Source organism: Halopseudomonas phragmitis, assembly GCF_002056295.1.
Classification (GTDB): domain Bacteria; phylum Pseudomonadota; class Gammaproteobacteria; order Pseudomonadales; family Pseudomonadaceae; genus Halopseudomonas; species Halopseudomonas phragmitis.
On sequence record NZ_CP020100.1, the window covers coordinates 2,717,036 to 2,743,961 of the forward strand.

The 26,926-nt window shown below is 60.1% G+C and carries 37 protein-coding genes; 34 read left to right on the forward strand and 3 right to left on the reverse strand.

Going from position 1 to position 26,926, the window contains the following annotated elements; translation table 11 throughout:
* Positions 1 to 6: 6 nt before the first annotated feature.
* Together BVH74_RS12610 and BVH74_RS12615 are read right to left on the reverse strand one after the other, a co-directional pair.
* A complete protein-coding gene (locus tag BVH74_RS12610) occupies positions 7 to 321 on the reverse strand; it encodes a helix-turn-helix domain-containing protein (RefSeq protein WP_080050407.1) in 315 nt (104 codons plus the stop codon).
* Positions 314 to 799, reverse strand: coding sequence for a hypothetical protein (locus BVH74_RS12615; protein ID WP_080050408.1), 486 nt, complete (start codon positions 797 to 799; stop codon positions 314 to 316). The genes BVH74_RS12610 and BVH74_RS12615 overlap by 8 nt, the downstream gene beginning before the upstream one ends.
* Positions 800 to 922: 123 nt before the next feature.
* Here BVH74_RS12615 and BVH74_RS12620 point away from each other — a divergent pair, with 123 nt between their 5' ends.
* On the forward strand, positions 923 to 1,213 hold the full coding sequence (locus tag BVH74_RS12620) for a hypothetical protein (RefSeq protein WP_080050409.1): 291 nt from the start codon (positions 923 to 925) through the stop codon (positions 1,211 to 1,213).
* A 275-nt stretch (positions 1,214 to 1,488) separates the two neighbouring features.
* Here the strand turns inward: BVH74_RS12620 and BVH74_RS12625 are convergent, their stop codons facing one another.
* Positions 1,489 to 1,698 carry a DNA-binding protein gene (locus BVH74_RS12625; protein WP_218189134.1) on the reverse strand — a complete coding sequence of 70 codons (210 nt, stop codon included), beginning with the start codon at positions 1,696 to 1,698 and terminating at the stop codon, positions 1,489 to 1,491.
* Positions 1,699 to 1,796: 98 nt separating this feature from the next.
* Here BVH74_RS12625 and BVH74_RS12630 point away from each other — a divergent pair, with 98 nt between their 5' ends.
* From BVH74_RS12630 to BVH74_RS12780, 33 genes are all read left to right on the forward strand, one after another.
* Positions 1,797 to 2,210 (forward strand): helix-turn-helix domain-containing protein, encoded by a 414-nt coding sequence (locus BVH74_RS12630; RefSeq protein WP_080050410.1) that lies wholly within the window; start codon positions 1,797 to 1,799, stop codon positions 2,208 to 2,210.
* Positions 2,211 to 2,795, forward strand: coding sequence for a hypothetical protein (locus BVH74_RS12635; RefSeq protein ID WP_080050411.1), 585 nt, complete (start codon positions 2,211 to 2,213; stop codon positions 2,793 to 2,795). It abuts the gene before it with no gap.
* Between the two features lie 24 nt (positions 2,796 to 2,819).
* Positions 2,820 to 3,119 (forward strand): zinc-ribbon domain-containing protein, encoded by a 300-nt coding sequence (locus tag BVH74_RS12640; protein ID WP_080050412.1) that lies wholly within the window; start codon positions 2,820 to 2,822, stop codon positions 3,117 to 3,119.
* A gap of 26 nt (positions 3,120 to 3,145) precedes the next feature.
* A complete protein-coding gene (locus BVH74_RS12645; protein WP_080050413.1) occupies positions 3,146 to 3,508 on the forward strand; it encodes a hypothetical protein in 363 nt (120 codons plus the stop codon).
* 130 nt (positions 3,509 to 3,638) lie between these two features.
* The gene (locus tag BVH74_RS12650; RefSeq protein ID WP_080050414.1) at positions 3,639 to 3,995 is read left to right on the forward strand and encodes a putative holin; all 357 of its coding nucleotides are present in this window, start codon (positions 3,639 to 3,641) and stop codon (positions 3,993 to 3,995) included.
* Between the two features lies 1 nt (position 3,996).
* Complete coding sequence (locus tag BVH74_RS12655; RefSeq protein WP_080050415.1) at positions 3,997 to 4,677, forward strand: transglycosylase SLT domain-containing protein; 681 nt, start codon at positions 3,997 to 3,999, stop codon at positions 4,675 to 4,677.
* Positions 4,678 to 4,700: 23 nt separating this feature from the next.
* The gene (locus BVH74_RS12660; protein ID WP_141240059.1) at positions 4,701 to 5,096 is read left to right on the forward strand and encodes a hypothetical protein; all 396 of its coding nucleotides are present in this window, start codon (positions 4,701 to 4,703) and stop codon (positions 5,094 to 5,096) included.
* Positions 4,993 to 5,205 carry an Rz1-like lysis system protein LysC gene (gene lysC / locus BVH74_RS19130; protein WP_444542552.1) on the forward strand — a complete coding sequence of 71 codons (213 nt, stop codon included), beginning with the start codon at positions 4,993 to 4,995 and terminating at the stop codon, positions 5,203 to 5,205. Before BVH74_RS12660 ends, lysC begins: the two co-directional genes overlap by 104 nt.
* A complete protein-coding gene (locus tag BVH74_RS12665; RefSeq protein ID WP_080050417.1) occupies positions 5,206 to 5,526 on the forward strand; it encodes a DUF2730 family protein in 321 nt (106 codons plus the stop codon).
* Positions 5,523 to 5,822 (forward strand): VpaChn25_0724 family phage protein, encoded by a 300-nt coding sequence (locus BVH74_RS12670; RefSeq protein WP_080050418.1) that lies wholly within the window; start codon positions 5,523 to 5,525, stop codon positions 5,820 to 5,822. The genes BVH74_RS12665 and BVH74_RS12670 overlap by 4 nt, the downstream gene beginning before the upstream one ends.
* A 2-nt stretch (positions 5,823 to 5,824) precedes the next feature.
* Positions 5,825 to 6,370, forward strand: coding sequence for a phage protein Gp27 family protein (locus BVH74_RS12675; RefSeq protein ID WP_080050419.1), 546 nt, complete (start codon positions 5,825 to 5,827; stop codon positions 6,368 to 6,370).
* Positions 6,367 to 6,546 (forward strand): hypothetical protein, encoded by a 180-nt coding sequence (locus tag BVH74_RS12680; protein WP_080050420.1) that lies wholly within the window; start codon positions 6,367 to 6,369, stop codon positions 6,544 to 6,546. The genes BVH74_RS12675 and BVH74_RS12680 overlap by 4 nt, the downstream gene beginning before the upstream one ends.
* Positions 6,539 to 7,924, forward strand: coding sequence for a terminase large subunit domain-containing protein (locus BVH74_RS12685; protein ID WP_080050421.1), 1,386 nt, complete (start codon positions 6,539 to 6,541; stop codon positions 7,922 to 7,924). Before BVH74_RS12680 ends, BVH74_RS12685 begins: the two co-directional genes overlap by 8 nt.
* Complete coding sequence (locus tag BVH74_RS12690) at positions 7,924 to 9,360, forward strand: DUF935 domain-containing protein (protein ID WP_080050422.1); 1,437 nt, start codon at positions 7,924 to 7,926, stop codon at positions 9,358 to 9,360. Before BVH74_RS12685 ends, BVH74_RS12690 begins: the two co-directional genes overlap by 1 nt.
* Positions 9,360 to 10,616 carry a phage head morphogenesis protein gene (locus BVH74_RS12695; RefSeq protein WP_080050423.1) on the forward strand — a complete coding sequence of 419 codons (1,257 nt, stop codon included), beginning with the start codon at positions 9,360 to 9,362 and terminating at the stop codon, positions 10,614 to 10,616. The genes BVH74_RS12690 and BVH74_RS12695 overlap by 1 nt, the downstream gene beginning before the upstream one ends.
* A gap of 110 nt (positions 10,617 to 10,726) precedes the next feature.
* On the forward strand, positions 10,727 to 11,212 hold the full coding sequence (locus BVH74_RS12700; protein WP_080050424.1) for a phage virion morphogenesis protein: 486 nt from the start codon (positions 10,727 to 10,729) through the stop codon (positions 11,210 to 11,212).
* A gap of 220 nt (positions 11,213 to 11,432) precedes the next feature.
* Positions 11,433 to 12,641, forward strand: coding sequence for a peptidase (locus BVH74_RS12705; RefSeq protein ID WP_231705516.1), 1,209 nt, complete (start codon positions 11,433 to 11,435; stop codon positions 12,639 to 12,641).
* A gap of 3 nt (positions 12,642 to 12,644) precedes the next feature.
* A complete protein-coding gene (locus BVH74_RS12710; protein WP_080050425.1) occupies positions 12,645 to 13,028 on the forward strand; it encodes a DUF2190 domain-containing protein in 384 nt (127 codons plus the stop codon).
* Between the two features lie 30 nt (positions 13,029 to 13,058).
* Positions 13,059 to 13,985 carry a phage capsid protein gene (locus tag BVH74_RS12715; RefSeq protein ID WP_080050426.1) on the forward strand — a complete coding sequence of 309 codons (927 nt, stop codon included), beginning with the start codon at positions 13,059 to 13,061 and terminating at the stop codon, positions 13,983 to 13,985.
* Between the two features lie 56 nt (positions 13,986 to 14,041).
* Complete coding sequence (locus BVH74_RS12720) at positions 14,042 to 14,356, forward strand: hypothetical protein (protein ID WP_080050427.1); 315 nt, start codon at positions 14,042 to 14,044, stop codon at positions 14,354 to 14,356.
* Position 14,357: 1 nt separating this feature from the next.
* A complete protein-coding gene (locus BVH74_RS12725; protein ID WP_080050428.1) occupies positions 14,358 to 14,870 on the forward strand; it encodes a gp436 family protein in 513 nt (170 codons plus the stop codon).
* Positions 14,871 to 14,872: 2 nt separating this feature from the next.
* Entirely contained in the window at positions 14,873 to 15,313 is a 441-nt protein-coding gene (locus tag BVH74_RS12730; RefSeq protein WP_080050429.1) for a phage tail terminator protein, read from the forward strand.
* Entirely contained in the window at positions 15,310 to 15,489 is a 180-nt protein-coding gene (locus BVH74_RS12735; RefSeq protein WP_080050430.1) for a DUF7210 family protein, read from the forward strand. Before BVH74_RS12730 ends, BVH74_RS12735 begins: the two co-directional genes overlap by 4 nt.
* A gap of 6 nt (positions 15,490 to 15,495) precedes the next feature.
* The gene (locus BVH74_RS12740; RefSeq protein WP_080050431.1) at positions 15,496 to 16,236 is read left to right on the forward strand and encodes a phage tail tube protein; all 741 of its coding nucleotides are present in this window, start codon (positions 15,496 to 15,498) and stop codon (positions 16,234 to 16,236) included.
* 3 nt (positions 16,237 to 16,239) lie between these two features.
* Entirely contained in the window at positions 16,240 to 16,755 is a 516-nt protein-coding gene (locus BVH74_RS18800; RefSeq protein WP_141240060.1) for a DUF6631 family protein, read from the forward strand.
* Positions 16,756 to 17,056: 301 nt separating this feature from the next.
* On the forward strand, positions 17,057 to 19,969 hold the full coding sequence (locus BVH74_RS12750) for a phage tail length tape measure family protein (RefSeq protein WP_080050432.1): 2,913 nt from the start codon (positions 17,057 to 17,059) through the stop codon (positions 19,967 to 19,969).
* A gap of 1 nt (position 19,970) precedes the next feature.
* Positions 19,971 to 20,816, forward strand: coding sequence for a hypothetical protein (locus BVH74_RS12755; RefSeq protein WP_080050433.1), 846 nt, complete (start codon positions 19,971 to 19,973; stop codon positions 20,814 to 20,816).
* Entirely contained in the window at positions 20,816 to 21,796 is a 981-nt protein-coding gene (locus BVH74_RS18805) for a hypothetical protein (protein WP_155121723.1), read from the forward strand. The genes BVH74_RS12755 and BVH74_RS18805 overlap by 1 nt, the downstream gene beginning before the upstream one ends.
* Before the next feature lies 1 nt (position 21,797).
* Positions 21,798 to 23,507: a hypothetical protein gene (locus BVH74_RS12760; RefSeq protein ID WP_080050434.1), complete on the forward strand. Its 1,710-nt coding sequence runs from the start codon at positions 21,798 to 21,800 to the stop codon at positions 23,505 to 23,507.
* Positions 23,497 to 24,318: a phage/gene transfer agent baseplate hub protein gene (locus BVH74_RS12765; protein WP_080050435.1), complete on the forward strand. Its 822-nt coding sequence runs from the start codon at positions 23,497 to 23,499 to the stop codon at positions 24,316 to 24,318. Before BVH74_RS12760 ends, BVH74_RS12765 begins: the two co-directional genes overlap by 11 nt.
* 8 nt (positions 24,319 to 24,326) lie before the next feature.
* Positions 24,327 to 24,554, forward strand: a complete 228-nt coding sequence (locus BVH74_RS12770; RefSeq protein ID WP_080050436.1) for a hypothetical protein — start codon at positions 24,327 to 24,329, stop codon at positions 24,552 to 24,554.
* A 17-nt stretch (positions 24,555 to 24,571) separates the two neighbouring features.
* Entirely contained in the window at positions 24,572 to 24,769 is a 198-nt protein-coding gene (locus BVH74_RS12775) for a hypothetical protein (protein ID WP_373279455.1), read from the forward strand.
* The gene (locus BVH74_RS12780; RefSeq protein WP_080050438.1) at positions 24,756 to 26,909 is read left to right on the forward strand and encodes a hypothetical protein; all 2,154 of its coding nucleotides are present in this window, start codon (positions 24,756 to 24,758) and stop codon (positions 26,907 to 26,909) included. The genes BVH74_RS12775 and BVH74_RS12780 overlap by 14 nt, the downstream gene beginning before the upstream one ends.
* The last annotated feature ends 17 nt before the right edge of the window (positions 26,910 to 26,926 follow it).

The window sequence follows — 26,926 nt, forward strand, 5'->3', positions numbered from 1 at the left end:
CGTTCCTTAGTAGTGGCTGCCAGCGGCAACGCGCTGGTTAAGTTCATGGATGCGGTTGGTTGCGCGGGTCATTTCGTCCGCGTGTGCTTGGGCGATCTGCAGCGCCGCCACGCTCAGGGCAAACCGGCCGTTGTCCAGCTTGGTAGCAAAGCCCTCGCTGATCAGCGTGTTCATACAGCGGGTAACCGCGCTGGGAGGGATGTTCAGCGCCTTGGCAATGTCGCTGTTGCTCAACCCGCTGAGGGTCTGGCCGCGCAGTGCTTTCATCACGCGCAGGCAGCGAGCGCCGCTCTCGCTGGTGCGGGCAAATTGCTTACTCATCGTCGTGCTCTCCAAGGTCGAGTTGCGGAGTCTTGTGTTGGGCGACGTTGCCGTGGTGCCAGCCCAGGCTCTCCATCGCACACTGAATGGTGGCCAGTGTCTGATCTGCATCCTGCTGGCCGGCGTGAAAGGCCAGCAGCGCACCGGTAGTGGCGTGCAGTAGCGCCTGCAGTTCTTGAATGTCGGTGGCGTCGCAGGCTTTGCCCGTCGGCATGTCGATCGCCAGCTTGCCGGCGTGGGCTGCCAGCCACTGAGTCACGTAGTGGCAACCGCAGGCCGCTTCATACGCTGGGATCATCACGGCCGGCATACGCCCACTGGCCAGCCACTTGTAGAGTGCCCAGTGGTTCGGCAGCCCCATGCGTTCAGCAATGCGCTGCTCGCTCATGTTGTGCTTCACCAGGGCGTACTGCTTGCACAGTTCCATCGCGTGGAGCAGCGAGGTGGGCCGGGCGTTTTTCCAATTCCTGCGGATCATTGGAAGCTCCCGGCGTTTCTGCTACGCGGCTGCTCCAAACAAATACCGTTTTTGCCTATGGGAAAAACCGTTTCAATGGAGATAGCCTTTTGATGTACATTCACTGAACGAGGGAAAAGCGGCATGACCAACATTCCAGTGGGCGACTTGGTGGCCCTGCTTCGTGATAGGGAGCTACAAGCGCGGGCAGAAGATCTCGCCGTGTTTACGCAGGAGGTGCTGACCACCGTCATGATGGCTCTCCATCACGCTGAGCTGATTGATGCGCCAGAGGCCGCGAAGCACGTACACGAACGTATGCAGGAATTGCAGGGCCAGGAGTTGGCGACGCCTTACGCGGTACTGCTGGCAGAGGTGTTTCAGGGGCGAATGCAGGAGGTGGTGGCAACTCTTGCTCCCCACGTAAAGCCCTAGCAGCGTCCACGAGCGTCATGGCTCTCGGTGGGCGGTTCTGCAGCAACTGGCCTGCTGCCAGGATCTGCAGATGGTTGGCCAGTTGGCGCTCAACCGGGCTGCCCTTGATGGGACCATTGCGTTGGTAGCGTTCCACTGCGTGGTGCAGCTCGCGCAGTACCTCGATCGCGTCGCCAGGGGCACCGGCTAGGAGTACATCGAGGGCGCGTCGCCAGGCGGTTTGTGGGTCAAGTTCGGTGACTTGGGGTGTGGGGAGTTTTTTCATGTTCTGGCCCTCATGCTGCGGCTGATTCGCTGGCCTTGAGGCCGAGAGCGATAGCGATTTCGTGGGCTTTGCCGTAGTGGGCTTTGTCAAAGCCATTGAGTACGCGATATACCGCGTTGGGTCTGTAGCCGTGTTCCTCGGCCCAACCGGAAATGGTGATGCCGCGCTGCTTGAAGCGCTGCTTGACCTGATCAGGGGTCAGTACCCGTTGTGTAGCCATGGCAGTGGCTCCTTTGGTTGCTGAATGATGTTTAGCTTTTGTTGTGGTTATGTTGGTAGAGAATTATCTACCTGTCAAGCCGCTTAAGGTTGTTTTTTATGGACATTGGCGAAAGGCTACGCTCAGAGCGTGAGCGGCTTGGATACAGCCAGACAAAATTCGCAGAGCTGGCAAGCGCGTCTAAACATGCTCAGATCAACTGGGAAAAAGGAGTTGCTGCACCCAATGCTTTGGCTCTGAATGCTTGGGCTAAAGAGGGGGTAGATATTCTTTTTGTGGTTACAGGTGTGAAGCAGGCGCCCGCACCAACTCAGGGTTTGCCGGCTGACGAACAACTGCTATTGGAGTCATACCGTGCATTGCCTGCTATCAAGAAAAAGACATTGCTAGCGGATTTGCTTACAGGCGTAGCGGCCAAGAAATCATCCAGGTCGCCAAAGGCTGATGGGGTTTCTGTGACTGGCAACAACAACCGCACGGCAGGCAGGGATTACAACGAGAAGGAGTCGTGAGTGTCTGTAGGAGTTGATGGCAACCAGAATAGGGTTGCAGGTAGGGACTACCTTGAGATCAATGTGGCAGGAGCTGATAGCGACGACAGCCCGTTGTCAAGCGCTCAGCGGCAGCGCCTGAATGCACTGGTGGCCGAGGTGGCTGTTAATCTGGGTGTCGAGAAGCGAGCGCTATGGCGTGAAGTTGTGCATGCCCGAGTCGGCGTTGAGAGTATCAGCGAAATACCCCGTTCACGTTTTGCTGAGGCTGAAGAAGCGATCCTGCAATATCAGGAGACAGAGCGCCGTGTCGTCAACTCGCGATTGATGGTTGCGCGGATCACAAACGTGACGAAGGAAAAAGGTATTTACGACGAGCGTGATGCCTTCTGCTTGCGCACGTTTGGCGAGCGGCATCTGAACTATATGGACCTTGAGCAGCTGCGGCAGGTATTGGCATTTGTCGAGGACTACGAGCTGACAACACCGGCCCCGCAGTTGTCACCCTGGTCGCCGGAGGCAATTAAGGAGATCGTCCTTACATACCCTGTGCATTTCACAGCTACCCTGATGCTGGGGGCTGTGATCGGCGGGATGGTTTTGTAAGAAAAAAGCAAAGGAGATAACGCTGTGGCGCTAATCAAATGCTCGGAATGCGGACATGATGTTTCAGACAAGGCGGCAGCATGCCCTAGTTGCGGTGCGCCGATATTGGCCAGCGTGCAGGGAGACTCATTAAGTCAAGCCGATGTGCAACAGGCAGCTATGAAGGGGCATCAGCGATCTTCATTCAAGCAAGGACTTGGTAACGCGATCGCGGTTTTCTCTGTTGTCGCGGCCTTCCCTGTGGGTATGGCAACGAGCTTTCAGGTCGGCGTTGGTGTGGCGTTTGTAGGCTGTGTGATTGGTGTTGTCGTCGCATATTTGTGATGAAAGTAAAGGAATAAGAGGTTGCTATGAAGCCGATCAAGGGTGCTGCATTTTGGTTTGCAATGGCGTTGGCTCTTCCGGCTGTGGTCGAGGCAGCCGATTACACGATTACTGGTAGCTCCGGCATTATGAATTTTGTTGCAGTGAACCCGTCGAAAATCGATGACGAAGATGTTTATCGTCTGGCTGTAGCGGATGCGTGCGCAGGCAAACCTATTTGCCAGGTCCATTACTGGGCGGGCAGTGCGCCAAGTGGATTGCCGTTAACGGATGAGCAGGTTGATGAAAAGCTGGCAGCCTGGCAGTTGAATCTGAATACGGGGCTTAGGCGCTGGCTTGTGAAGTGTGCTAAGTCAGATATTTTTGCTAATAATCGCGAATGCATGTAGTCCTCCACGTAATCCAACGTCTGAGTTACTTAGGGCTATTTTGCCCTCGTTCAAAAGACCCCGATCCTTGTAACTGAGACTCTCAACCTGTCCTTGGCGTTTCCGCCATCCACAGGTTGAGGAGTCTCAAATGTACGGTTTCCCCCTTGGTTTCGCCTCACGCCGCCCGCGTCTGCTGGGCTGGCTAATCATGGCACTTGTTCTGCTGTCGGCCCTGGCCTGGGCGGCCCCAGAGCAGATGCCTGTGATCGTTTACAAGCTCGCCTTGGTGCTGCTGGGGGCGGTACTGGCCTACTGGATTGACCGGGCGCTTTTTCCCTACGGGCGGCCCCATGCATGTTTACCTAGTGATGGTGGTGGCCCAGGAGGCTGTGCGCTGCCATCCGAGGCTGACCGCGACCGCTCTGAAGTTCGTTTCGCCGCTGCGTGCCTGCGAAGATCCCTGATTGTGTTGGCCTGTGTTTTGGGTCTGACCCTGGGGCTCTGACATGAACTGGACCGAGCGTATCCGTCCGGCCCTGGATCGCCTGCCGCTGCTTGTGTGGCTATCGCTGATCATTGTGACTCTGTCCGGGCTGGGTTGTGAGCCAGCAGCGGCACAGGACGTGCCGCGCGCTGCTGAGCAGTACCGGCGCGACCTGGTGCGCGTTGCCCAGTGGCAGTTCGGGCTGGGCGCGCCGGTGGCCACCCTGGCCGGGCAGATTCACCAGGAAAGCGCCTGGCGTCACAGTGCAGTGAGCCCTGCCGGTGCCCAGGGGTTGGCGCAGTTCATGCCCGCTACCGGGCGGTGGATGGCTGAGATTTACCCCCGCCGCCTTGGCCCGGCCGACCCGTTCAACCCGGGTTGGGCGCTACGGGCCATGGTTACCTACAACCAATGGCATTTGGATCGAATCCAGGCGCACACCCACTGCGAGAAGTGGGCAATGGCTCTGGCCGCCTATAACGGCGGGCTGGGTTGGATCAATCGCGACAAACGGTTGGCATCGGCTTCTGGGGCCGACCCGCTGACCTGGTTCGATTCCGTCGAGCGGTTCAATGCCGGCCGCTCGGCTGCCAACTTCCGAGAGAACCGCGACTACCCGCGCCGCATCCTTGAGCGCTGGGAGCCCATGTATGTGCGCGCTGGTTGGGGCCGGGGCGTGTGTGGCGAGAGGTATGAGCTGTGAACCCGGTACTGATGGGGTTCGGTTTGGCCGTCATGATCGGCTCGGCGGCGATGGTTCCGTTTGCGAAAAGCTCTGGCGTGAAGTTGGGGTATGAGCGCGGCCTTGCTGCAGGGCGCGCCGAATGCCAGCAGGACACCATCGATGAACTCACAGTGCTCATCACCTCCAGCCAGTACCTGGTCACCACTGCCCACACCGCCAGCCAACAACTGGCGAAAACAATCAGCGACCGCCAACAGGCGGACGCCACTTCAACCAGGGAGTTACGCCATGCGCTCGCTCTTACTGCCGCTGAGCGTGCTCAGTGCCGCTTTGATGCTGTCAGCCTGCGCCACGTCGAGTCCGCCCGTGATCGTGCAGCAGCAGCCGCTGCCGGCGGCATTGGCAGTGCCATGCCCACCGCCAGTGGCCATGAGTGACAACAGCGCAGACGCTGCATTGCTGACGCTGAAAGAGCTTTATGACCAGTACGGCCTGTGTGCGGGCCGTTTGGTTGAACTTGTGAATCACCTGCAGGAGAAACGCTGAATGGATATCGACATGCTGATCCGTGCAGGCCAGTTCGTGTTCACCATCGCCGTGGGCATGTTCTCGATCGCTACAGCACGCAAGGCCAGCTCCAAGGCTGATGCCGAGGCATTGGCCAAGCGGCTCAACAGTCAGGACGCTCGCATCCTCACACTGGAGCAGCAGCTGCTTCACATGCCCGACAGTCACCAGATGTCTGAGCTGGCGGGTGACATGAAGGCAATCAAAGCAGAGCTTGCGGGGGTGGCTCGGGAGCTGGCCCCTTTGGCCAGATCTGTGGACCGAATCAATGACTACCTACTGAATGCGAGGGCTCAATGAGCAAATACGCCAACTTCCTGAGCGAAGACCGCCGCCTGGTGATCCTGCGTATCCTGGTGGAAATGCCTACCTATCGCGCCAACAGCTCGGTGCTGCATGCCGTGCTGCAGGAGTGGGGCCACGAGCCCAGCCGTGACCAGGTGAAAACCGAACTGCGCTGGCTGGAAGAGCAGCAACTGGTATCGCTCGATGACGTGGGCGACGGCGCCGTGCTGCTGGCCAAACTGACTGAGCGCGGCGCTGACGTGGCTGCAGGCCGAGCCCGTGTTGACGGCGTGAAGCGCCCAGGAGCCTGACCATGGCCCGCAAATCGAGTATCGACAAGCTGGCCACCGGCGTCCGGTCGCACATTGAGCGCCGCCTGCGCGAGAACCGCATGACGCTCGATGAGCTGATCGAGGATCTGCACGAGCAGTTCCCGCAGGAAGACAAGCCCAGCCGTTCAGCCGTTGGCCGCTACAAGGTCTCATTTGACGAGATGAGCAAGCGCTTGCGCGAGCAGCAGGCGATGGCGAGTCTGTTGGTCGAGGAACTGGGAGAGAACCCGGACGACAAGGCCGGAGCGTTGATGGTGCAGTCCATCACCACGCTGACCACCCACGCCGCGCTCGGTGCCCAAATCGACGAAGAGACCACGGTGGATGACGTGCGCAAGCTGGCTCGCGCCGCCAAAGACGTGTTGGCGGCCCGTAAGGTCAACCGCGAAGAGCGCAATGCCATCGCCCGTGAGGCCCGTGAAAAGCTGATTGAGGAGCAGCGTGAGAAGCTGGATGAGTTGGGCCGCACTGGTGAGGTTGACCAGGACGTACTCAACAAGGTCATCAAAGCGGCGTACGGGCTATGAGTAAGCTACTGGCGGTGATCGGCCTGCTGTGGGTGGGCTGGTTCATTGGATGGGTACATGCGCACATTACGGTGGCCACAGAGTGCCGGCAGTTAGGCGCTTTCTTCGTTGGTAAGACGGTGTTCCGCTGCACAGCCATTGAGTCTCAAGATCAGGAGCAAGCCAGCAATGAGTAACCTGCAACCTGCGCTCCCGCTCTACGGTTACCAGCGCCGCTGGGTTAATGACGACAGCCGTTTCAAAATCGCGATGTTCGCCCGACAGTGTGGCAAGACGTTTACCAGTACGCTGGAGCTGGCCCTTGATTGCGCACGCGCCGAGGCGCTCGGCCAACGCCGCCGCTGGGTGATTCTCAGCCGTGGCGAGCGGCAGGCGCGCGAGGCGATGAACGAAGGCGTGAAACTGCACCTACAGGCGCTCAGCGCCGGCTTTCAGGCCTACGACTACGAGTGGGAGCCGGGAATCAAAGCGCTTGAGGTCGAGTTGCCGGGCGGCAGCAAGATCACTGCGCTACCAGCCAATCCAGACACTGCGCGGGGCTTCTCGGCCAATGTGCTGCTGGATGAGTTCGCCTTCCACCAGGACAGCCGGGCGATCTGGAAAGCGCTGTTTCCGGTGATCTCCAAGCCCGGTCTCAAGTTGCGGGTGATCAGCACCCCCAACGGCAAAGGCAATAAGTTCTACGACCTGATGACCGGCAAGGATGACGGCTGGAGCCGCCACACCACCGACATCTACCAGGCAGTGGCCGACGGGCTGCCGCGCAACATCGAGGAGCTGCGTATCGGTGCCGGTGATGACGACCTGTGGGCCCAGGAATTTGAGCTGCAGTGGCTGGATGAATCCAGCGCCTGGCTGGACTTCGATCTGATCACCAGTTGCGAGCACGAGTTTGCAGGTATGCCTGAGCATTACCAAGGCGGGCCTTGCTATGTGGGAGTGGACATCGCCGCCCGCAACGACCTGTTTGTGATCTGGGTGGTTGAGCGCGTGGGCGATGTGCTCTGGACCCGCGAGATCATTGAACGGCGCCGCGCCAGCTTTGCCGAGCAGGATATGTTGCTTGATGACGTGTTTCGCCGTTACAACGTGATCCGCTGCTGCAAAGATCAAACCGGCATGGGTGAGAAACCGGTCGAGGACGCCAAGCGTAGGCATGGCGAGTTGCGTGTGGAAGGTGTGCTCTTTACCGCAGCCAACAAGCTGACACTCGCCACCCAGGGCAAGGAACACTTCCAGGACCGAAAGTTGCGCATACCGCAAGGCAACAATGCCCTGCGGGCCGACCTGCACAAGCTGCAGCGCGTTACCAGTGCCACCGGCGCACCGCGCTTTGTCGCTGACTCCGACAGCGCCGGCCACGCCGACCGCACCTGGGCATGCTTTTTGGCCATCAACGCGGCCTGTGTTGAGCCTACGGTCATCGACTACCTCTCATCCGGCACACGTACAACAACCCGCCAAATGGAAACCTATGCCCCTGGATCTAGTGGCCAGATTACCAGTCGCGGCTGGGGCACCGTGGGCGGCAACAACCCCTTTGAGGACTACTGATGGACAAGCCAACACTCGGCCAACAGATCGCCACCAGCGGCGACGGCATGGACATCACCCGCCCGTGGGTAGGCGCGCTATCGCAGCCATCTGACCCACTGCTGCGCAAGGCCGGCACTGATGTGAAGATCTACGAGGAGCTGCTGAGCGACTGGCAGGTCAAGGCCATGTGGCAGCAACGCCAGCGTGCTGTGGTCAGCCGTGAGTGGCAAGTGGATGCGGGCGGTGACCGGCCGATCGACATTGCCGCAGCTGACCATTTGCGTGAGCAGCTCAACCGCGTCGGCTGGGACCGTGTGACAGAACGCATGCTCTATGGCGTGTATTACGGTTATGCCGTGTCGGAAATCATCTACGGCCACGACGACAGGTATATCACCTGGGAGGCCATCAAGGTTCGCAACCGTCGCCGCTTCCGCTACACCCCAGCCGGTGAGCTGCGCCTGCTGACGCCCACTAACATGGTCGATGGCGTACCCTGCCCAGAGCCGTACTTCTGGCATTACGCAACCGGTGCCGATCATGACGACGAGCCGTATGGAATGGGCCTGGCGCATTGGCTGTACTGGCCTGTGCTGTTCAAGCGCAACGGCGTGAAGTTCTGGCTGTTCTTCCTCGATAAGTACGGCATGCCCACGGCCAAGGGCGAGTTCGACCCACAAACCGCCACTGAGGACGACAAGAAGAAGCTGCTGGAAGCTGGTGAGGCAATTCGTACCGATTCAACCGTTTTGATCCCGAAGGGCATGGCCCTAGAGCTGCTGGAAGCTGCCCGCAACGGCACGGCCGATTACAAGGCGCTGTATGACGCCATGGATGCCGCCATCGCCAAGGTCACCGTGGGCCAGGTTGCGAGCAGCCAGGGCACGCCGGGCCGGCTGGGTAATGATGACCTGCAGGGTGATGTACGTCTGGATCTGATCAAGGCCGATGCCGACCTGGTCTGTGAGAGCTTCAACAACGGCCCGGTACGCTGGCTGACCCGCTGGAACTTCCCGGATGCTGAACTGCCGCGCGTCTATCGGGTGGTGGAAGAACCCGAGGATCTGGAAGGTCGCGCTGAGCGGGATGAAAAGGTGTCCCGGATGGCTGGCTACAAACCCACTCGCCATTATGTCGAAAAGACCTACGGCATCGAACTGGCCGACGAGCCACCACCAGCCCCGCCCACCGAGTTTGCCGAAAGCACAGCTCCCAGCGATCCGGCCGAGGCGATGCTTGTGCGCACAGAGGCGCAGGTGCAACCGGTGGTCGATGGCTGGAATCGCCAGCTGGCCGAGTTGGCCGAAGGCGGTGCCAGTCTCGACCAGGTGCGCGATCAGCTGCTGGCTATGGCGCCTGAACTGTCCCTGGACGAATACGCCCAGCGTATGACCGAAGCGTTGAGCCTGGCCCAGTTGGCTGGCCGTAACGACATCGAGGACGAGGTGCGCTGATGGCCAGTGCCGCCAGTTACGGCAGCCTGCCGTTCGATGAGCAGATCCAGTTCCTGCGGCGCAAGCTGCCGAGCGTCGATTACTTCCAGGTGCGGCAGGCGGCGCATGACCACGCCTTTGTGGTTGCCGGTGGCCACCGCCTGGACCTGGTCAAGGACATTCACGCAGTACTCAGCCGCAATTTGCGTGAAGGCGACACTCTGGAACGCTTCCGTGAAGACTTCTATGCGGTGCTCGATCACTACGGCTGGCAGCCGGAGGGTGGCAGGGCCTGGCGCTCGCGGGTGATCTACGAGACAAATCTGCGCACCAGCTACGCTGCCGGGCGCTATGAGCAGCTGCAGGCGGTCAAGGAAGATCGGCCGTACTGGATGTATGAGCACTCCGATGCCGTCATCACTCCGCGCCCTGAGCATCAGGCCTGGGATGGTTTGGTGATCCATGCAGATGACCCCTGGTGGCAAACCCATTACCCGCCCAACGGCTGGGGCTGCCAATGCCGTGTGCGTGCCCTCAATGACCGTGATCTGCGCCGTCTGGGCAAAAGCGGGCCTGACACGGCTCCAGCATCACCCGAGCGCAGCGTGATCCACAAAGGCGAGACTGTCAGCGTGCCAGACGGTATTGACCCTGGCTGGGATTACGCGCCGGGTCGCAGTGCATTCGAGCAGCAGGTGCAGCATGTGCTTGAGAAGGTGCCGGAGTTGCCTGCCGAGTTGGGCGCGGTCATGAGCCGTGAGCTGGTGGTGTATCCGGCCGTGCAACAGGCGCTGGCCAGTGACTGGCGGCGCATGCTCGATGATGTTGTGGCCGACGGCAAGCCACGAGGCCGTCAACTTGTGGTCGGCGCGCTGAGCCCGCAAGTGGTCAGCGGCATGCAGGCTGCGGGCGTGGTGGCGGTCACGGCGGCAATTACCATGAACGATGCCAGCATGCTGCATACCCTGCGCGGAGCCAAGGCGGCGGCAGTGACCGCTGCAGGCAAGCCCAAGGCCCTAGATGTGGACGAGCTGGCGCAGCTGCCAGCCGTACTTGCAGCGCCGCAAGCGGTACTGCTGGACGTTGCAGCCAATACCTTGCTCTATGTGTTTCCGGCCGAGCGACGTGACGCAGGCAAGCTGGTGGTGTTGGTCAACTATCGCTTGAAGGGCGACGAGCGAACCAACTCGGTACGCAGCGGCTCACTGATCGACTGGCAGAATGTGCGCAAGGATGTGGACAACGGGGCGCTGGTACTGCTGGAGGGTCAACTGTGAGCGCTCAGGGTGGACGCCACTTCCACCGTACAGGACTCCGCAGAGGCCCGAGCCGGAGCTGGCGATTTCCCGGCCGCCAGAACGCCCACAGTCTGAGAGGAGTATAACCCATGGCAGGCGCGCACGTAGGCCTTGAGCTGGACAATGGGCCAGCCAAGGATGCCATTCGTCAGGCACTGGCCGAGCTGGCTCAGCCTCAGCGCCTGTTGCGTGACATCGGCGAGCACCAGGTCAATAGCACCCGCGACAACTTCCGCTATGAGCGCAGCCCCAGTGGCCAGCCCTGGCCGGCCTTATCACCACGCTACCTTGCCGTGAAAGAGCCCAACCCCGGCAAGATCCTGCAGCGCTCTGGCAACCTGGCCAGACAGATCCAGTACCAAGTGCAAGGCAATGATCTGTTCTGGGGTACAGACCGCATCTACGGTGCCACCCACCAATTTGGTGCCAGGCGTGGCCAGTTCGGTCAGACCCGGCGTGGCGGTCCGATCCCGTGGGGAGATATCGCTGCGAGGGAGTTCCTGGGCGTGTCCGATGCTGACGCCGATGAGATCATCGAGCTGGTTCGTGATCATCTGCGCAGGCAGTTTTCCTGATTATTGCATTTGCGCCTCTGTGAGCGCCTCTGAGGCGTTTACAGCTACGGTTTATCGAGTGGGCTCTCACTTGGCGCAAGAATGATGTTTATAAACCGCCTGAGCGGTATTGCCTGGATGGGTGTAAGGCGCTATTGGCTGTAACTCACCAGATTCAAGTTTTTTCAAGTTTTGCCCCCGTTCAAAATACTTTCCCGCCTGTGGGGTGCAGTCTGGCCCCATGAAGACATCAAACGCCACTTTGCCCATTCTCCCCGCCGGCCAGCACGTCGCCCTCGACGGCCGCCCGGTGGAATTCACTGAGGCCATCCTGCAGGAGATCGCCGCGACCTATGATCCGGCACTGCATGAAGCGCCGCTGGTCATTGGTCACCCGAAACTCAACGCCCCGGCCTACGGTTGGGCGAAAAGCGTTGAGGTGCGCGACGGCATGCTGTTTGCCGAGCCGCACCAGGTGGTGCCGGAGTTCGCCGAGGCTGCCAACCGTAAGATGTATAAGAAGCGGTCGGCCTCGATCTACCTGCCGGACTCGCCGGGCAACCCGGTCCCGGGCAAACACTACCTGCGCCATATCGGATTTCTGGGTGCTATGCCGCCGGCTATTAAAGGTATCCCTGATGCCGCTTTGGAGTTTTCCGAAGACGATGGCGCCCTGGCTGTCGAGTTTGCCGAGCCGCCGTATGCCTTCCGTGCCATGACCGACATTCTGCGCCGCCTGCGTGACTGGTTTGTCGAGCGCGAAGGCATAGAGGCAGCAGACCTGATCATTCCGCACTGGCAACTTCAGTCCATTGATGAAAGCGCCCGCGCTGACAACCCGGTCCCGGCGTTTTCTGAGTCCGAACAACCCACCAGCGAAGCCGCAACCCCTCCAGGCGATGAAAGTGCTGACGCATCTGCCGCGCCCGCACCGGAGCCGGGGAATGATGACCCGTCGGCGGCAGATGCCGGCGCGGTCGCTAATCAGGAGTCATCAATGGCCGACGAAGAACGTGAACAACTGCTCGCCGAGCGTGAGCGCAAGGTGGCCGAGCAAGAGGCGCGTATTGCCCAGGCTCAGGCTGAGGAACATCGCAACGAGGTGGCCGAGTTCGCCGAAGGGCTGGTCAAGGCTGGGCAGCTGCTGCCCCGGCAGAAAGCCGGCGTAGTCGAACTGATGCTCATCCTGCCCACTGATGCTCCGCTTGAGTTCGCCGAAGGCGAGCAGACCATCAGCAAGCCAGCGGCCAACGTACTGCGCGAGCTGCTCAGCGAGCTGCCCAAGCAAGTGGACTTTGCCGAGAAGTCTCATGGCAATGATGTGGTCGATGACCAGGACGCCAACGCCATTGCTGACCGCGCAAGGGCTTATCAATCCGAGCAACGCCAGGCTGGCCGCGAGATCAGCATCAGCCAGGCCGTCAATCACGTTACCAAGGGAGGCCGCTGAGCCATGAATATCCCAGGACTCATTACCCCGTTCACTGCGATCGGCGCCATTGGGGCGTACCTGATTGCTGCTCATGGCGCCACTGATGGTGCTGCGGTGCAGGCCGATGATGGCGCGACCATGATGCTGGGTGTGACTACCGACATTCCGACCGCTGATGGCGGCACCGCGGACGTAGTCCGCAATGGGCTGGCTTCAGTCACCTACGGTGGCAACGTCACTCGTGGCAACCCGCTCACCGCTGACGCCAACGGTCGCGCCGTTGCCGTGGCCCTGCCCGCAGCGGCTGACACTTTCATTGTTGGGTTTGCCGAGGTCTCGGGCGTTGAGGGTGATATTGGCTCGGCCCTGGTCGCCCCCGGCTTTATTCCGGCAACTGCCCCATAACCGGCTTCGGCCCCATCAGGAGTACCTGACATGAGCAATGCACCGTTTCCTATCACTCCGGCGCTCACAGCCATCGCCATCGCGTATCGCAACACCCGGCTCATTGCCGACCAGGTGCTGCCGCGTGTGCCGGTTGGTGCGCAGGAGTTCAAATATCTGAAGCATGACTTGGCCGAGGGCTTCACCGTGCCGGACACCAAGGTCGGCCGCAAATCGCGTGTCAACCAGGTGGACTTCTCAGCATCCGAAGAAACTGGCGCAACCAACGACTATGGTTTGGACGCACCGGTGCCTCAGCGCGATATCGACAATGCGCCGGAAAACTATGACCCGCTCGGCCGAGCGACTGAGCAGACCACTAACCTGATCCTGCTCGACCGCGAAGTGCGGGCATCCAATCTGGTGTTCAGTCCTGGCAGCTACGCAACCGGCAACAAGACCACGCTGTCTGGTTCCAGCCAATGGAGCCACGAAGACAGTAACCCGATCCGGGCGATCACCGATGCGCTGGACAGCGTTGTTATGCGTCCGAGCATTGGCGTGCTGGGCCGCGCGGTCTCTACCAGCATTCGCCGCCACCCGAAGGTAGTGAAGGCGTTCAACGGTAGCCTCGGCGATGAGGGCATGGTGCCGCTGCAGTGGCTGGCAGACATGCTGGAACTGGATGCCATTCTGGTCGGCGAAGCGCGTGTGAATATCGCTCGCCCTGGACAAGCCGCAAATCTGGCGCGGGCTTGGGGTAACCACGCCTCATTCATCTACCGCGATCAGCTGGCCGACGCAAACAGCGGCACCACCTTCGGCTTTACCGCGCAGTTCGGTGATCGCATCGCCGGTTCCAGTCCAGACAAGAACATCGGCCTGCGCGGTGGCCAGATGGTTCGTGTCGGTGAGTCGGTCAAGGAGCTGGTGACGGCCCCGGACCTTGGTTTCTTCTTCGAGAACGCTGTCAGCTAACCGGCAGATCCACCCACTCTTTGACCGGGCGGCAGCCGCCGCCCTGGGAGACCAACATGGCAACGAAGAAAGCCACCGCCAAGCCGGCTGACCCGGCTGACGTTGTGGACCAGGATCAAGCCCAAGTCGTCCAACCGGTTGCGCCGGTTCAATCGTCTGCTGCTACCACTGAGGGCGCTGCTACCAATGCGCCGCCAGCTCCAGGGCCGGAAGAAGAACAGTCGATGTCGGGACTTTACATCGTGCACCGCGAACTCCTTGAGCACGACGGACAGCGGTTTGTGTGGGGTGAAGATATCCCGTTGACCGATGAGCAGGCAAAGCCGCTGCTGGCACTGGGTGCGATCGCCATCAGAGAGGTCGAGGACTGACATGCCCTATTTGACCCTCACCGAGCTGGCCGACCGCCCCGGCGCCGAGGAACTGGCCCAAGTGGCCACGCCCCGGCGATACCGGGCAGTTGATGCTGATCTGCTGGATGCGCTGTTGCGTTCAGGTGATGTCAGCGGCTGGCCGGTTGAGGATGTCCAGATTGCCGAACTGGCAATTGCAGTAATCGACGACGCCATGGTGACCGCTCAAGGCACCATTGACGGGTTCCTGGTGCGCCGTGGCTACAGCCTGCCGCTGACCAAGCGTTACGGCATCGTCACTGGCTGGGCCAGGGCTATCACCCGCTACCACTTGCACAAGGATCGCCTGAGTGCCGAACAGACTGATCCGATCGTGCGGGACTACCGCGATGCGCTGAAGTTTCTGCAGCTGGTTGCCGAGGGAAAGTTCAGCTTGGGGCCGGATGATCCGCTGACGCCGACCACCAGTGGCGCACCACTGTTCAAGGCACCGCCGCGCACCTTCAGCCATGACACTCTGAAGGACTATTGAGCATGTCTCAGCCCTTTGACCCGCAAGTTGTGATCGACCGGCTCAAGCCTTTGCAGGCGCTCCAGTCGGTTGAGGGTGCGGCCGAGTATGCAGCGGTCACCAACCTAAAGGATTTTCGTGTGCCGTGCGCTTATGTGCTGCTGCTCCAGGAGCGCACTGACGACGCCCTGGCTCGGCCAGCAGGCCGTCAACGCGCAATCGTCACTTTCGGGGTGGTTGTTGCTGCGCGCAATTACGGCGATCAGCGAGGCGAACGCACCCTGGAAGAGCTGCGGCCGCTGCTGGGCAGTGTGCGGGCGCGACTGATGGGCTGGATGCCCGAGGTTCAGGGTTCGCGCCCTGTGCAGTGGACCAGGGGCGATGTGCTTGATTACAACCACAGCACGTTGCTCTGGGCCGATGTGTACCAAACCCAACATTTCATAGGGGGCAACCCAGTATGAGTAAGGAACAGAAGCTCGAAACCGTCGAGCTGATTGATGACCACACCCACAAGGGTGAGCCACTCAAACCCGGCGCCAAAATCCAGGTTACCGCCGAGCGCAAGGCCTGGTTGATCCGCCACAAAAAGGTGGCCGATGCCACCCCGGCACTACCTGTTGCCAAGGCAAAGGAGTAACCACCAATGAAAAAGTCCCTTTTCAGCTTCCAGGGCAAAGTCTGGTTGGCAGAGCGCTCCAGTGCAGCCAAGCCACTCAAGCCCATTTGGTACGGCAACGCGTCGCAGTTGCAGATCCAAATGAATGTGGCCAACACTGACAAAACCGAATCGTTCAGCGGTAATCGGTTGTTGTATGGGCAGCTCGCCGGTGCCAAGACTGCTAACGTCAGCTTGACGCTGGACGAGTGGTCTATCATGGGGATGGCCATGGCTATGTACGGTCTAGAGATCACTGCCGCTGGCAGTACTGTTACTGGTGAGCCGCTGCCCACCCCGCTGGCCGCAGGTGATGTGGTCGTGCTCGAGCATGGCTTCATTGATGACCTGGTTATCGATAACGGCGGTACACCGCTGGTGCTCGATACCGACTATCGCATTGAGTCGCCCAATGCCGGCCTGATCGAGTTTCTGACTCCGCAGGCCACCCCGCTCGAAGCCGACTATGAGTATGCTGCTACCGAGTCGATGACGATCTTCACCCAGCAGCCGAAAGAGCGCTGGTTGCTGTTTGATGGCATCAACACTGAGAACAACGAGCCTGTGCTGATCGATCTATACCGGCTGAAGCTCAACCCACCAGGCGACCTCAACCTGATCCAGGACGAATACGGGAACCTGCCCCTGACCGGAGCTGTGCTGTATGACCCGGTCAATGCCCGGGAGGCCAACTTCGGTGGCTTCGGCCGCATCCGTCAGAAGGGTTGATACATGGCCAAGCGAGCACATAAGAAGCCGCCCAAGGGGGCAGCAAAACCGGCAGGGCATGATGATCTGACCGTGATGCACCCCGAACTGCCTGTAAGCGTCGCGGGGCGTGACCTGGTGATGCGTGAGTACGGGTTTGTTGAAGGGCTGCGCCTGCGGCCCGTCATCGAGCCCATGCTCCAGGATATGGAAACCCTGTTGCTGACTACGCCGAACCCAACCACAGATCAGATGCTGGATCTGATGGGCAACCATATCGACAGTTTCCAGGAGCTGTTGGCAGTAGCCTCTGACACGGACGTCACCTTTATTGCTGGCCTGAGCCAAGCGGACGGCATGAAGCTCGCCGACGCCTGGTGGGTTGTGAACGGCCCTTTTTACTGGCGCACTGCCGTCAGTCGCGCGGCAGTGCAGCGAGTGCAAAAGCGGATGAAGGCCGATGGGCAGACGTCTACGCAACCCTCATCCGGCACGGACACCAGCGCGCCGACCTCGGCAGCTACACCCGGCGACAGTTGACGCTGTACTACGAGCGTGCGCTTGCTGTTGATCGCCGAGAGCGCGCCGCCCGCACAGTGGACATGAACCTAGCGTTTGCCGGTGGCCAGAAAGCTACTGACCACGTCAACACGCTGACCAAACGCTGACCAAATAGGCATGGCCCAGGGAGGCGGCAGGAAGCCGCCGCGTCGGATCACAAGGACACCTTCAACGCCGTAAGTTGCTGCCGCTTACGGCGTTTCTTTTTGCCCTCGTTCAAAAGACCATATACCCCCGCTGCGGCATCCTGAGCCTGAACCCTCCAAGGCAACAGGCACCCATGAGCAAGAAACTCGAACTGGCGATGCGCATCCGGGCTGAGATGGATCAGGCCATCGGGCAACTGCGTCAGCTGGAGGGTGAAATTGATGATGTTGGCAAGCAGTCGCAGCGCACTGCCAGTGACCTGGATCGTATTGGGTCGGCGCTCGGTAAGATTGCTGCGGCTGTGGCTGGTGGCGCTCTGTATAAGGCCGTTATTTCTGCGACGATCGAGCAGGAGCGTGTAACCGCACAGCTGGAGCAGCGTTTGCGCTCAACTGAACATGCTGCCGGCCTGACCCGCGACGAGCTGCTGGATATGGCCGGCGCAATGCAGCAGGTAACGACCTATGGTGATGAGGCCGTTATTCCGGCGCAATCTCTGCTGCTGACGTTCACAAAAATTGGCCGTGAAGTGTTCCCGCGCGCTCTTGAGGTTGTCCTCGATATGAGCGTTGCGATGGGGCAGGACTTGAAGTCCTCCGCCATTCAGCTCGGCAAAGCCTTGAACGACCCTGTGCAGGGTATTGCATCGTTATCGAGAGTTGGCGTCCAGTTCACAGACTCTCAGAAGTCCATGATTCAGCAGATGGTTGAGACTGGCCGCATTGCAGATGCGCAGCGGATCATTCTTGCTGAATTGGAAACCCAAATGGGTGGGTCAGCACGGGCCGCTAGGGACACTTTTGGTGGATCCATCGCCGCGTTAAAGAACGCCTTCGGCGACTTGTTAGAAGGTGACCCCAATAGTCCTGGTCTGCTTGCAGCTCGGGAGGCAATCGAAGAACTGGTCACGCTGCTGAGCGATCCGTCTACCAAGGAAGCGTTTGGGGTCATCATTGGGGCGGTAGCTCAACTGACAACGGTTGCAGCAGAAGCAACTGTTGCTATTGGTGACCTGTATCAGAATATCAGTGCAATGGTTCAAAGTGCCGCTGGTGATCTTGACCCATTGAAACGTCTTTCTGTCGAAATTCGCGCTGTTGATCGGGCGCTGAAAGGCGGGCTTGATACTCCATTTAAATACCTTTTCACATCTGAAGAAGAGTTGCAGGCAATCAGGGCTCAGTTGATTGCTGAGCGTGATCTGATTCTTGCTGCTCGCGGCGGGTCTCAGGGTGGAAGCGCTGCGATCACCTCCGGAGTAGCGTCTAGTGAGCTGCCACAACTGGTAGAGGTCAACAAGGAGTATGAGAAGCTCCTGGGTAACCTGCGTCGGCAGTCCGAGCTGTTTGGTGTCACCTCTGAAGCAGCCCGCGTTCGCTACGCCATTGAGCAGGGCGACCTCGGCGAGCTGACGGATGATCAGCGCCGCAGTTTGCTGGTTTATGCTGAGCAGCTGGATGCCATGCGCAGTCAGCAGCGTGCTGCGGAAGATCAAGCGCGCACGTCACAGAGACTGGCGGCTGAGCAACAGGGATATGTCCGTCAACTCGAACGCCAGTCCGCCCTGATCGGCCTCAACACTGAGCAGGTTCGGGCCTACGAAATCGCCGAAAAGGGTCTAACCGGCACCCTGCGCGACCGCGCCGAAGCGGCGGTCGCACTGCTTGCTGCCGAAGAGCGCCGGGTCCAAGTCGCCGCTGATGCCGCAACCCTGGCCGGACTTGAGGCTCAACGCCTGCGCGCCCAGGGCCGCGAAGCCGAGGCCCTGACCATCGAGATCGAGCAGCGTTACGGCGAGCTGATGACGCGCCTGCAGGAGCGCGGCGACACAGCCGGTCTGGAGATCGTCAACGGGCTGATCAACATCGAGCAGGCCAGAGCCAGGCTCAATGAGCTGCAGTCTGTGGTTGACCAGGTGTTTTCATCGACAGCCCGCCAGGAACAGTCAGTCCAGGCGCAACTTGCGGCCGGGTTGATCACCGAGGGCGAGGCCCGTCGGCGGATCATCGAGCTGCACCAGCAGCAGGCGGCTGAACTGATGCGCATTTTGCCCATGATGGAAGCCGTGGCAGAAATCACAGGCGACCCGGCCGCGCTTGAGAACGTCCAGCGTATCCGGGCAGAGCTTGAGAATATGCAGTACATCACCAATGACCTGATCCGGGCGTTCCGTGATGGCCTGCAGGGTGGTATCGAAGAGGCGCTGATGGGCCTTGTGCGTGGCACGCACGATCTGCGCGATGCGCTCGAAAGCCTTGTGCTGGGTATTGCTGATTCGATGGCTCGGTTAGCGGCTGAGCAGCTTGCCGACATGGCTACCCAGTCGGTGTTGAATCTCTTCCAACAGGGCGCGCAAGCCGCAACCGCTGCCGCTGGCCAGAAAGCTGCGGCCGAGGTCGCTGCGATCAACACAGTCACCGCAGCGCAGCAGGCGGCAGACACCGCCCGCGCCGCCAGTTCGGTGGCTGCGGCAAACACGGCCGCCGCTGGCCAGGCCGGTGCTGCAGCAAGTACTGCATCGGCATGGACTCCTGCCGCGATCGCTGCGTCGATCGGCTCGTTCGGTTCAGCGGCTGCGATCGGCCTGGCCGCCGTGGTTGCGGCTATGGCGTTTCAGGCGTTTGCCGAAGGTGGCCACGTGCGCGGGGCTGGTACTACCACAAGCGACTCTATCCCGGCCTGGCTCAGTGACTACGAGTTCGTAACCCGCGCTGCTGTTGTGCAGCAGCCGGGGGCGCTGCCGTTTCTGCACGATTTCAATGAGCGCGGCATGGCTGCCCTGGACGACTGGGCCGGGCGGGTACGCCACGCGACTGGCGGCCTGGCTGGCGTGCCAGCGCCAGCGCTGCCGGCACCGGCGATGCACACAGGGCAACTGACCGAGGGTGGCGGCAACCAGACGATGCTCAAGAACAACATCGACGTGTTCGTCGGTGTGCCTGAGCAATTCATCGTTGAACAAACCTGGGGGCGCGCCGGCAAGGAGCGCTTCTATGCCGAACTGTCTCAGAACGCCGCGACAGTGCGGCAGATATTGGGGTTTTGATATGCCACATGACATTGGTTTCGTCGATAACTCGGGCGGTACGCTCTCTCACTACAAGATGCTTGAGACCATCCGCGATTTTGCTGCTGACAATGGGTGGACGGTGTTGCGGTATGACACTGGGCCGGCAAATCGGGAGCTGATCTTGAAAGGTGTGGGCTACTCGGGTGAAGAGGAAATCTTTGTTGGGTTTCGCACTTATCAGAACGCCGATGCTGACTATTACAACCTGGTCGCGGCCGGGTTTACAGGCTACGTGCCCGGCAACACATTTGATACACAACCGGGGGCGATGCTGTCGGGTGTGCCCTGTCACAACCAGCGGGTGGATTTTTGGTTAACTCTCAATCCGCAGCGGATTGCGTTGGCGATGAAAGTCGGGACTCCGGTTTATGAAAGCGCCTATGTCGGCAAGTTTCTCCGCTACGCTCGGCCGAGCCAGTATCCATATGATCTTGTTGTTGGCGGCATGCTCGACGGCGTGCCGGGAACACGGTTCAGCAATACCGCACAGTCGATACCCTTTAAGGGAAGTCGCCCCAATCTGCGCATGCTGTTTAACGATGGTGTCTGGCACCAGCCAGACTGCTGGCCATACAACAATGCGTGGCTGGCGGGTGGTACGACTCAAGAGCGCGACTCTAATGGCAAATATGCGCTCAATGCCGTGGTGCTTAATAGTGGCACGCTGGGTGACATTGGTGAGCTAGACGGTGTGTCGCACATTACGGGTTTTGATAACGCTGTTGAAAATACGCTGTTGATTGATGGGCAGACATGGGTCGTTGTTCAGGACGTCTGGAGAACCGGGTTCAATGACTACTTCGCGCTGAGGATGGATGATTAATGGCGTACTTCACTGGTAGTGCAAACTCGTGGTCTGACTTGCTCAACGCACTTACATCATCCTGTGTCTCAGAAGGCTGGACTTGGGCAGACGGCATATTGAGCAAAGGTGATGCCTTTATCATGCCGTGGATTCGCAGCCCCGCAACATCGACCGAGGGTGAGGGCATTCTGCTGCAAGGCGGTACTGGCAAGAGCGGTTCAACGCTCCTGGACCCGTCACCGCAGTCGCCGAGGATGGGGTGCCCTTCGCGTGATATCAGCCAAGTTGTATGGCCCGTCGAGTACTACATTCATATTCATGCCGACCCGGACGAAGTGTATTTCATTGCGCGGTATAGCGTTGACTACTTCATCTGGTGTGCGTTTGGTCTGTCATCGCTCGAACTGCCAGGTTCTGGCTTGTGGTTCGCTGCGACCGGTAGGCGACTCCGGGGGCCGACTGGGCCAGGGATTCGGATTACTGATCTGGGTGGTGGTGGTTCTTCGGCAACTGATAGCACAAGCGTTTCAAACGCCGGTACCACCGCCGCGCTTTTTTGGAACTCTAATGGCCGGGTTTCTGGTGCCGCGCGAAACACAGCTGCAGCTGAAAATCATGCTGTTTGTTCCGGCTTTGATAGTACGCTCTGGCCGTGGCCGGGCTCGAATAGCGCGACGTTTAACGTAGTCCACACAATACATGCAAACATACCTCTAAGCCCATTGATTGTGCGTAGCAATGCATGGAATCACCAGTCTGTTCTGCTGCCTATACAACCGGCGTTAGTCAGAGCTGAGAACAAGGTTTCAAAGGTTGCAGATTTGGCACATGCTCGTTATATCCGGGTTGATAACTTCGAGCCTGGTCAGATTATTTCCTTGGGCGCTGAACAGTGGCGCGTTTACCCGTTCTATCGTAAAGAGGCGGGTGTAACGTGGGCGGATAACGTTGACCACACTGGTGCTTTCGGTATGGCGATCAGATACGACGGTCCATGACATGTTGCTTGATGCATGGATTCCTCGCTCCTTGGTTCAGGCGTTCAATCCGCTGATCAGTGGGGACTATGACACGTATGATCCGGACGACATCGTTGGCCACCCTCCCGCTGCTGCGCAGGCTGCCCGGCTTTCAGGAGGGGAGCTAGCCCACCACTGGCCGGTTGCATCTGAGCAGCAGCGGGAGTTGCTTGCTCGCGCGGCTCAATGTTTCTCTGACGACTACTACCACCGCATCCACATCAACCCCAGGAGTCTCGACCTGGGCAACGTTGTTTCGGCACAGACAACACCGGTTTGGGTTTGGAATGCATACCTGATACCTCAAACGCTGAACTCAATCACGGGGCTGGATGAAGGCATCGAGGTCAGTGGTCAGCCTGCGCCGCCACTACTATATGCCGCGCTGCAGGAGCGCGAGTACCAAGTATCAGTCACTCCAGATGGCCAGCCCGTGCTTGATACGGTCCTGTCCTGGGTTTTCGGCAACGGCGAGCAGCCAGGCCTGCGCATTACTGCAAACAGGATCATAGCGTGGTCATTTGCTCCGGACTGGGGCGAAGGCATCCGCGAACGGTTCGAGTGGCTGACCGACGTGATGACCTCAGAGACTTACGCACAGCAGCGGCGGGCGCTGCGCACGGCACCGCGCCGCGAGCTGGGTGCGCCAATGTATGTCGAGGGTCGCGAGCGGCAGATGCTGGATCTGGCTCTTTTTGGCTGGGGCAGCCGTGTCTGGGCTCTGCCGATTTGGCCGGATATCCAGCTCCTGGAGCAGTCCGTACCGGTCGATAGCCTGCGCATCAACTGCGAGACGGAGTACTTGGACTTCCGGGCCGGTGGCCTGGCTATGTTGCGTGGCGAAAGCGCGTTTCAATTTGAGGTGGTCGAAGTCGAGTCTGTCGATTCCGCTGGGCTCGATCTCAAGCGCGGTACTCAGCAGGCCTGGCCCGCTGGCAGCAGACTCTACCCGGCCCGGCCGGCGCAGTTGACCCGTCAGCCTGAAGTGATCCGCCTGACCGACACCATCGATGAGGCAGAGGTCCAGTTCCTGATACTGGAGCCCAGCGACTGCGACACGCTGACCGACCTGACGACCTATCGGGGCTGGCCGGTCCTCGATGTCCGGCCGGACGAGTCCGAGGATCTGACGCGGCAGTATGAGCGCATGCTGGTCACGCTCGACAGCCGCACGGCACTGCCGCTGGTCTCTGACATTCCCGGCCGGGCGATGCCGGTCACCGGGTGGCGCTGGATCGACATGGGCCGAGCGGCGCGACATTGGTACCGGTGCCTGCTGTATACACTGCGCGGTCAACAGGCCGCTGTCTGGGTGCCCACTCATGCAGACGATCTGACCCTTGTCGATACCGTGTCTGATGCCGCCACCACAATCGACGTGCTCAATGTGGGGTATGCGAGGTTCGGCCAGGCCCGTGCCGGCCGTCGTGATATCCGTATCGAGCTGGTAACAGGCCAGGTGTTATATCGCAGGATCACGGGTGCATCTGAGATCACTGCCGACATCGAGCGGTTGGCGATCGATGTCGCCCTGGGCGTCGCCGTCGAGCCTGCAGATATCGCTCGGATCTGCTGGATGGCACTGTCATGCGGGGCATCGGACAGCGCTGAGATCGATCACGTGACGGATAGCGAAGGGGTTGCCAGCGCCGCATTGGTCTTCCGGGGAGTGCGCGACGATGACCTTTGATGCACGCGAGTCTTCAACCGCCCAGGGCCAGCCGGTGCGCCTCTACTCGTTCAGCCGGGGCGTGATGCGCTGGCTGTACTGCTCGGCTGATCGTGATATCTCAATCGGCACTCAGGTCTATCGTGCCGTCAGGGGCGGTGTCAGTGATCCGGGCATCCGTATCACTGGTGATGCACGCTCAGATAGGTTTGAGATCACAGGGCCGGCGGACCTCTCGGTCGCACAACTCTGGCGGGCGGGGCAGCCGAGCAATGAGGTCGCGCTGACTGTGTTCGACATGCACTACGGCGATAATGACCCCGTGTTTGCTTTGGCCGGGCGGGTCAGCTCGGTTAACTGGCCGGCGCTGGACCGGTGCCGGATTGTCTGTGTGTCACGCGACGCAGAAATGGCCGAGCCGGGGCTGACAGACCCGTACTCACGCACGTGTACGGCTGTCCTTGGCGATCCCCGCTGTGGCGTGGATCTCAATCCGCTGCGGGTCGATGCTCAGATCCAGTCGATCGACGGCATCGCAGTCTACAGCGCCGATGTCACCGGCTACCCCGATGGTTGGTTCACTGGCGGCTATATCGAGTGGCCGATCGGCTCGGGCGAGTTCGATCGGCGCTTTATCGAGGCCCATTCAAGTACTCAGCTCAAACTGCTCGGCGGCACAGCCGGGGTGCCGGTTAGCGGGTCACTGCGGGTGTATCCGGGCTGTGATTTTCTGTTCGGTACCTGCACATCAAAATTCGGCAACGGCGATCGGTTTCGGGGAATCCCAAACCTTGAAGGCCGTTCGCCCTTTGACGGCAACGCCGTCTGGTGAGGTGAAGCATGCTGCAAATCGCAATTCTGGTAGGCGCGTTTTTGCTGATGGCGGCGCTGACGCCCAAGGCGCCCCGGCAAAAACCACCGGCCTTTGCTGACTTTGAGTTCCCGCTGTGCAAAGAGGGCGAGCCGAAAACGGCCGTTTTTGGCCAGGTGTGGACAAAGTCCTGGATGGTGCTCACCGTGGGCAACTATCGGACACGCAAGAAGAAGATCGGGGGCGGCAAGAAGTGATCATTACCGTCGATCACATGCATTCAGTCCCTACGTGGAATGGTCGCCAGGGCTATTGCCACAGCAAGGCGCGAGAGTTCTTTGCCCGGCATGGACTGGACTGGCTCGGGTTCTTGCAGCAGGGCATCGACAGCCAGACGCTATTGGACACTGGTGACGCGCTCGCCATCTATTTAGTCGAGTACGTGGAGGCTCAGCGTCATGGGCAGCAGTAGCAAAAAACCGAAGGCGACGCTCTTCTTCTTCGACATTCACATGGGCCTGGGGCTGCCGGTTGATGAAGTCGTCGAGATCAAGGCGAGCGGCAAACGTGCCTGGCGCGGGTCTGTCACGACTAACAGCCAGATCGTAATCAATGCTCCGGAGCTGTTCGGCGGCCCAGAGGCCGAAGGCGGCATTGCCGGCACGTTGGACGTGCTGATGGGTGATGAAAGCCAGGGAGTACTTCCCCGTCTTGCGGCAATGCTGGGCGGCGTGGCGCCGGCGTTCAGAGGTATCACGACAGCATTTTTTAGCGGCATGGTCGGTGCCAACAATCCGTATCCGAAGCCCTGGGAGTTCCTGCGCCGGGGTGGCAATCGCCTGTGGGGTGCTGATGCGCCCTGGTACCCGGAGAAACAGTTCATCTGGCTGGCCAGTGGCGAGATCAAAGCCATGAACCCGGTCCACATTCTCTATCAGATCCGCACAAGCAAGCACTTTCGCGGGTGGCCCAGGGCCTGGCTGGACGATGCCGCGTGGCGCGCAGCGGCTGACACATGCTATGACGAGGGGGTGGGGCTATGTCTGGAGTGGCGGCGCAGCGATAGCTTCAAGTCGTTCAGCGATGCCGTTTGTGAGCATATCGGCGCCGAGGTGTTCGATGATCGCAAGACAGGGCTGATCAGCATCCGGCTGATACGCGACGACTACGATCCGGAATCGTTACCGCTGTTCGATGAAGACTCTGGGCTGCTGGAAATCCTCGAAGACGAAGTCGCAACGATCAACGACATGCCCAGCGAGCTGCTTGTTAAGTACGTTGATGCGATCGATGGTGAGGAAAAGACCGTCAGGATCAGCAATGCAGCGGTGGCGGCGCGAGGCTGGCGGTCATCTGAGACCGTGGACTACCCCGGTGCGCCCACGGCTGAAATTACTGCCCGGTTTGGGCAGCGTGACATGGCTATCAAGACAAGCGGCCTGCATCGGTATAAGGCCGTTTTCGATCGGCGTGCTCGGGGGCTGAACATCGGTGATCCCATCCGCATCAGATCACTGCGCCGGGGTATCGAGACAGTCGTCGTCCGGGTCGGCAAGATCGAGGACGGTTCACTGCTCGATGGCCGGATAACGCTCACACTCGTCCAAGATGTGTTCGGCCTGCCGAGCAATTCATTTGTCACAGTGCCGCCAGCGGGCTGGGAGCCGCCAGACCGCACCCCTCAGACCATCACAACACGGCGTCTCTTTGAGGTGCCGTACCGCGACCTCGCGGCACGGGTTGATCCCGCCAATTTGGCCCTGATCGACCCAACGGCGGCATACCTGGCCAGCGTTGCTGTGCCACCAACAATGATGTCGCTCAGTTACTCACTGACAACCCGCGTGGGCAGTACCGGTGATTTTATTGATCAAGGGCATGCAGACTGGTGCCCGACAGGACTGCTCACAGACGCGATCGGTAAGACCACAACAGCAATCACGCTCAGCGCGTTCAGTCGGCTGGATGATGTCGAGGTCGGCTCAGCAGCGCTTCTGGGCGACGAGATTGTCCGGGTCGATGCGATCAACATCGACGGCGCTGTCACGATCGCACGGGGCTGCATCGACACTGTGCCGGCGACTCATGCGGCTGGCACCCGGATCTGGTTCTATCAAGACTGGGCTGGCGAGGATGAGACAGCGTACTCGCTCAGCACGTCAATGCAGGCCAAGCTGCTGACCAACACCAGCTCTGGCCAGCTCGACCCAGCGCTGGCAGGGACAGACAGTCTCACCCTGCAAGCACGACAAGGCCGCCCATACCCGCCCGGCCAGTTCCGGCTGGACGGCAGCTACTACCCGGCATCGATCGAGGGCGACGTGGTGATCACATGGACGCATCGGGACAGGCTCGGCCAGGCTGATCAGCTAATCGATACCCAGTTCGGCAGCACAGGCCCCGAAGCCGGCACGACATACAGCGCTCGATTGCTGCGGGCAGACACTCAGGCCGTGCTGACAACTCAGACAGGTATCTCGGGTACCACGGTGACCCTGACAACGGCATACGAGGGTCAGGTGATCGCAGAGCTGTGGTCAGTCAGGGGCGGGATGGAGTCACATCAGCGGCACCGGCACCAGTTCGAGCGGATTGAACCGGCCGGGCCGTGATATTGAAATTTTGTTTC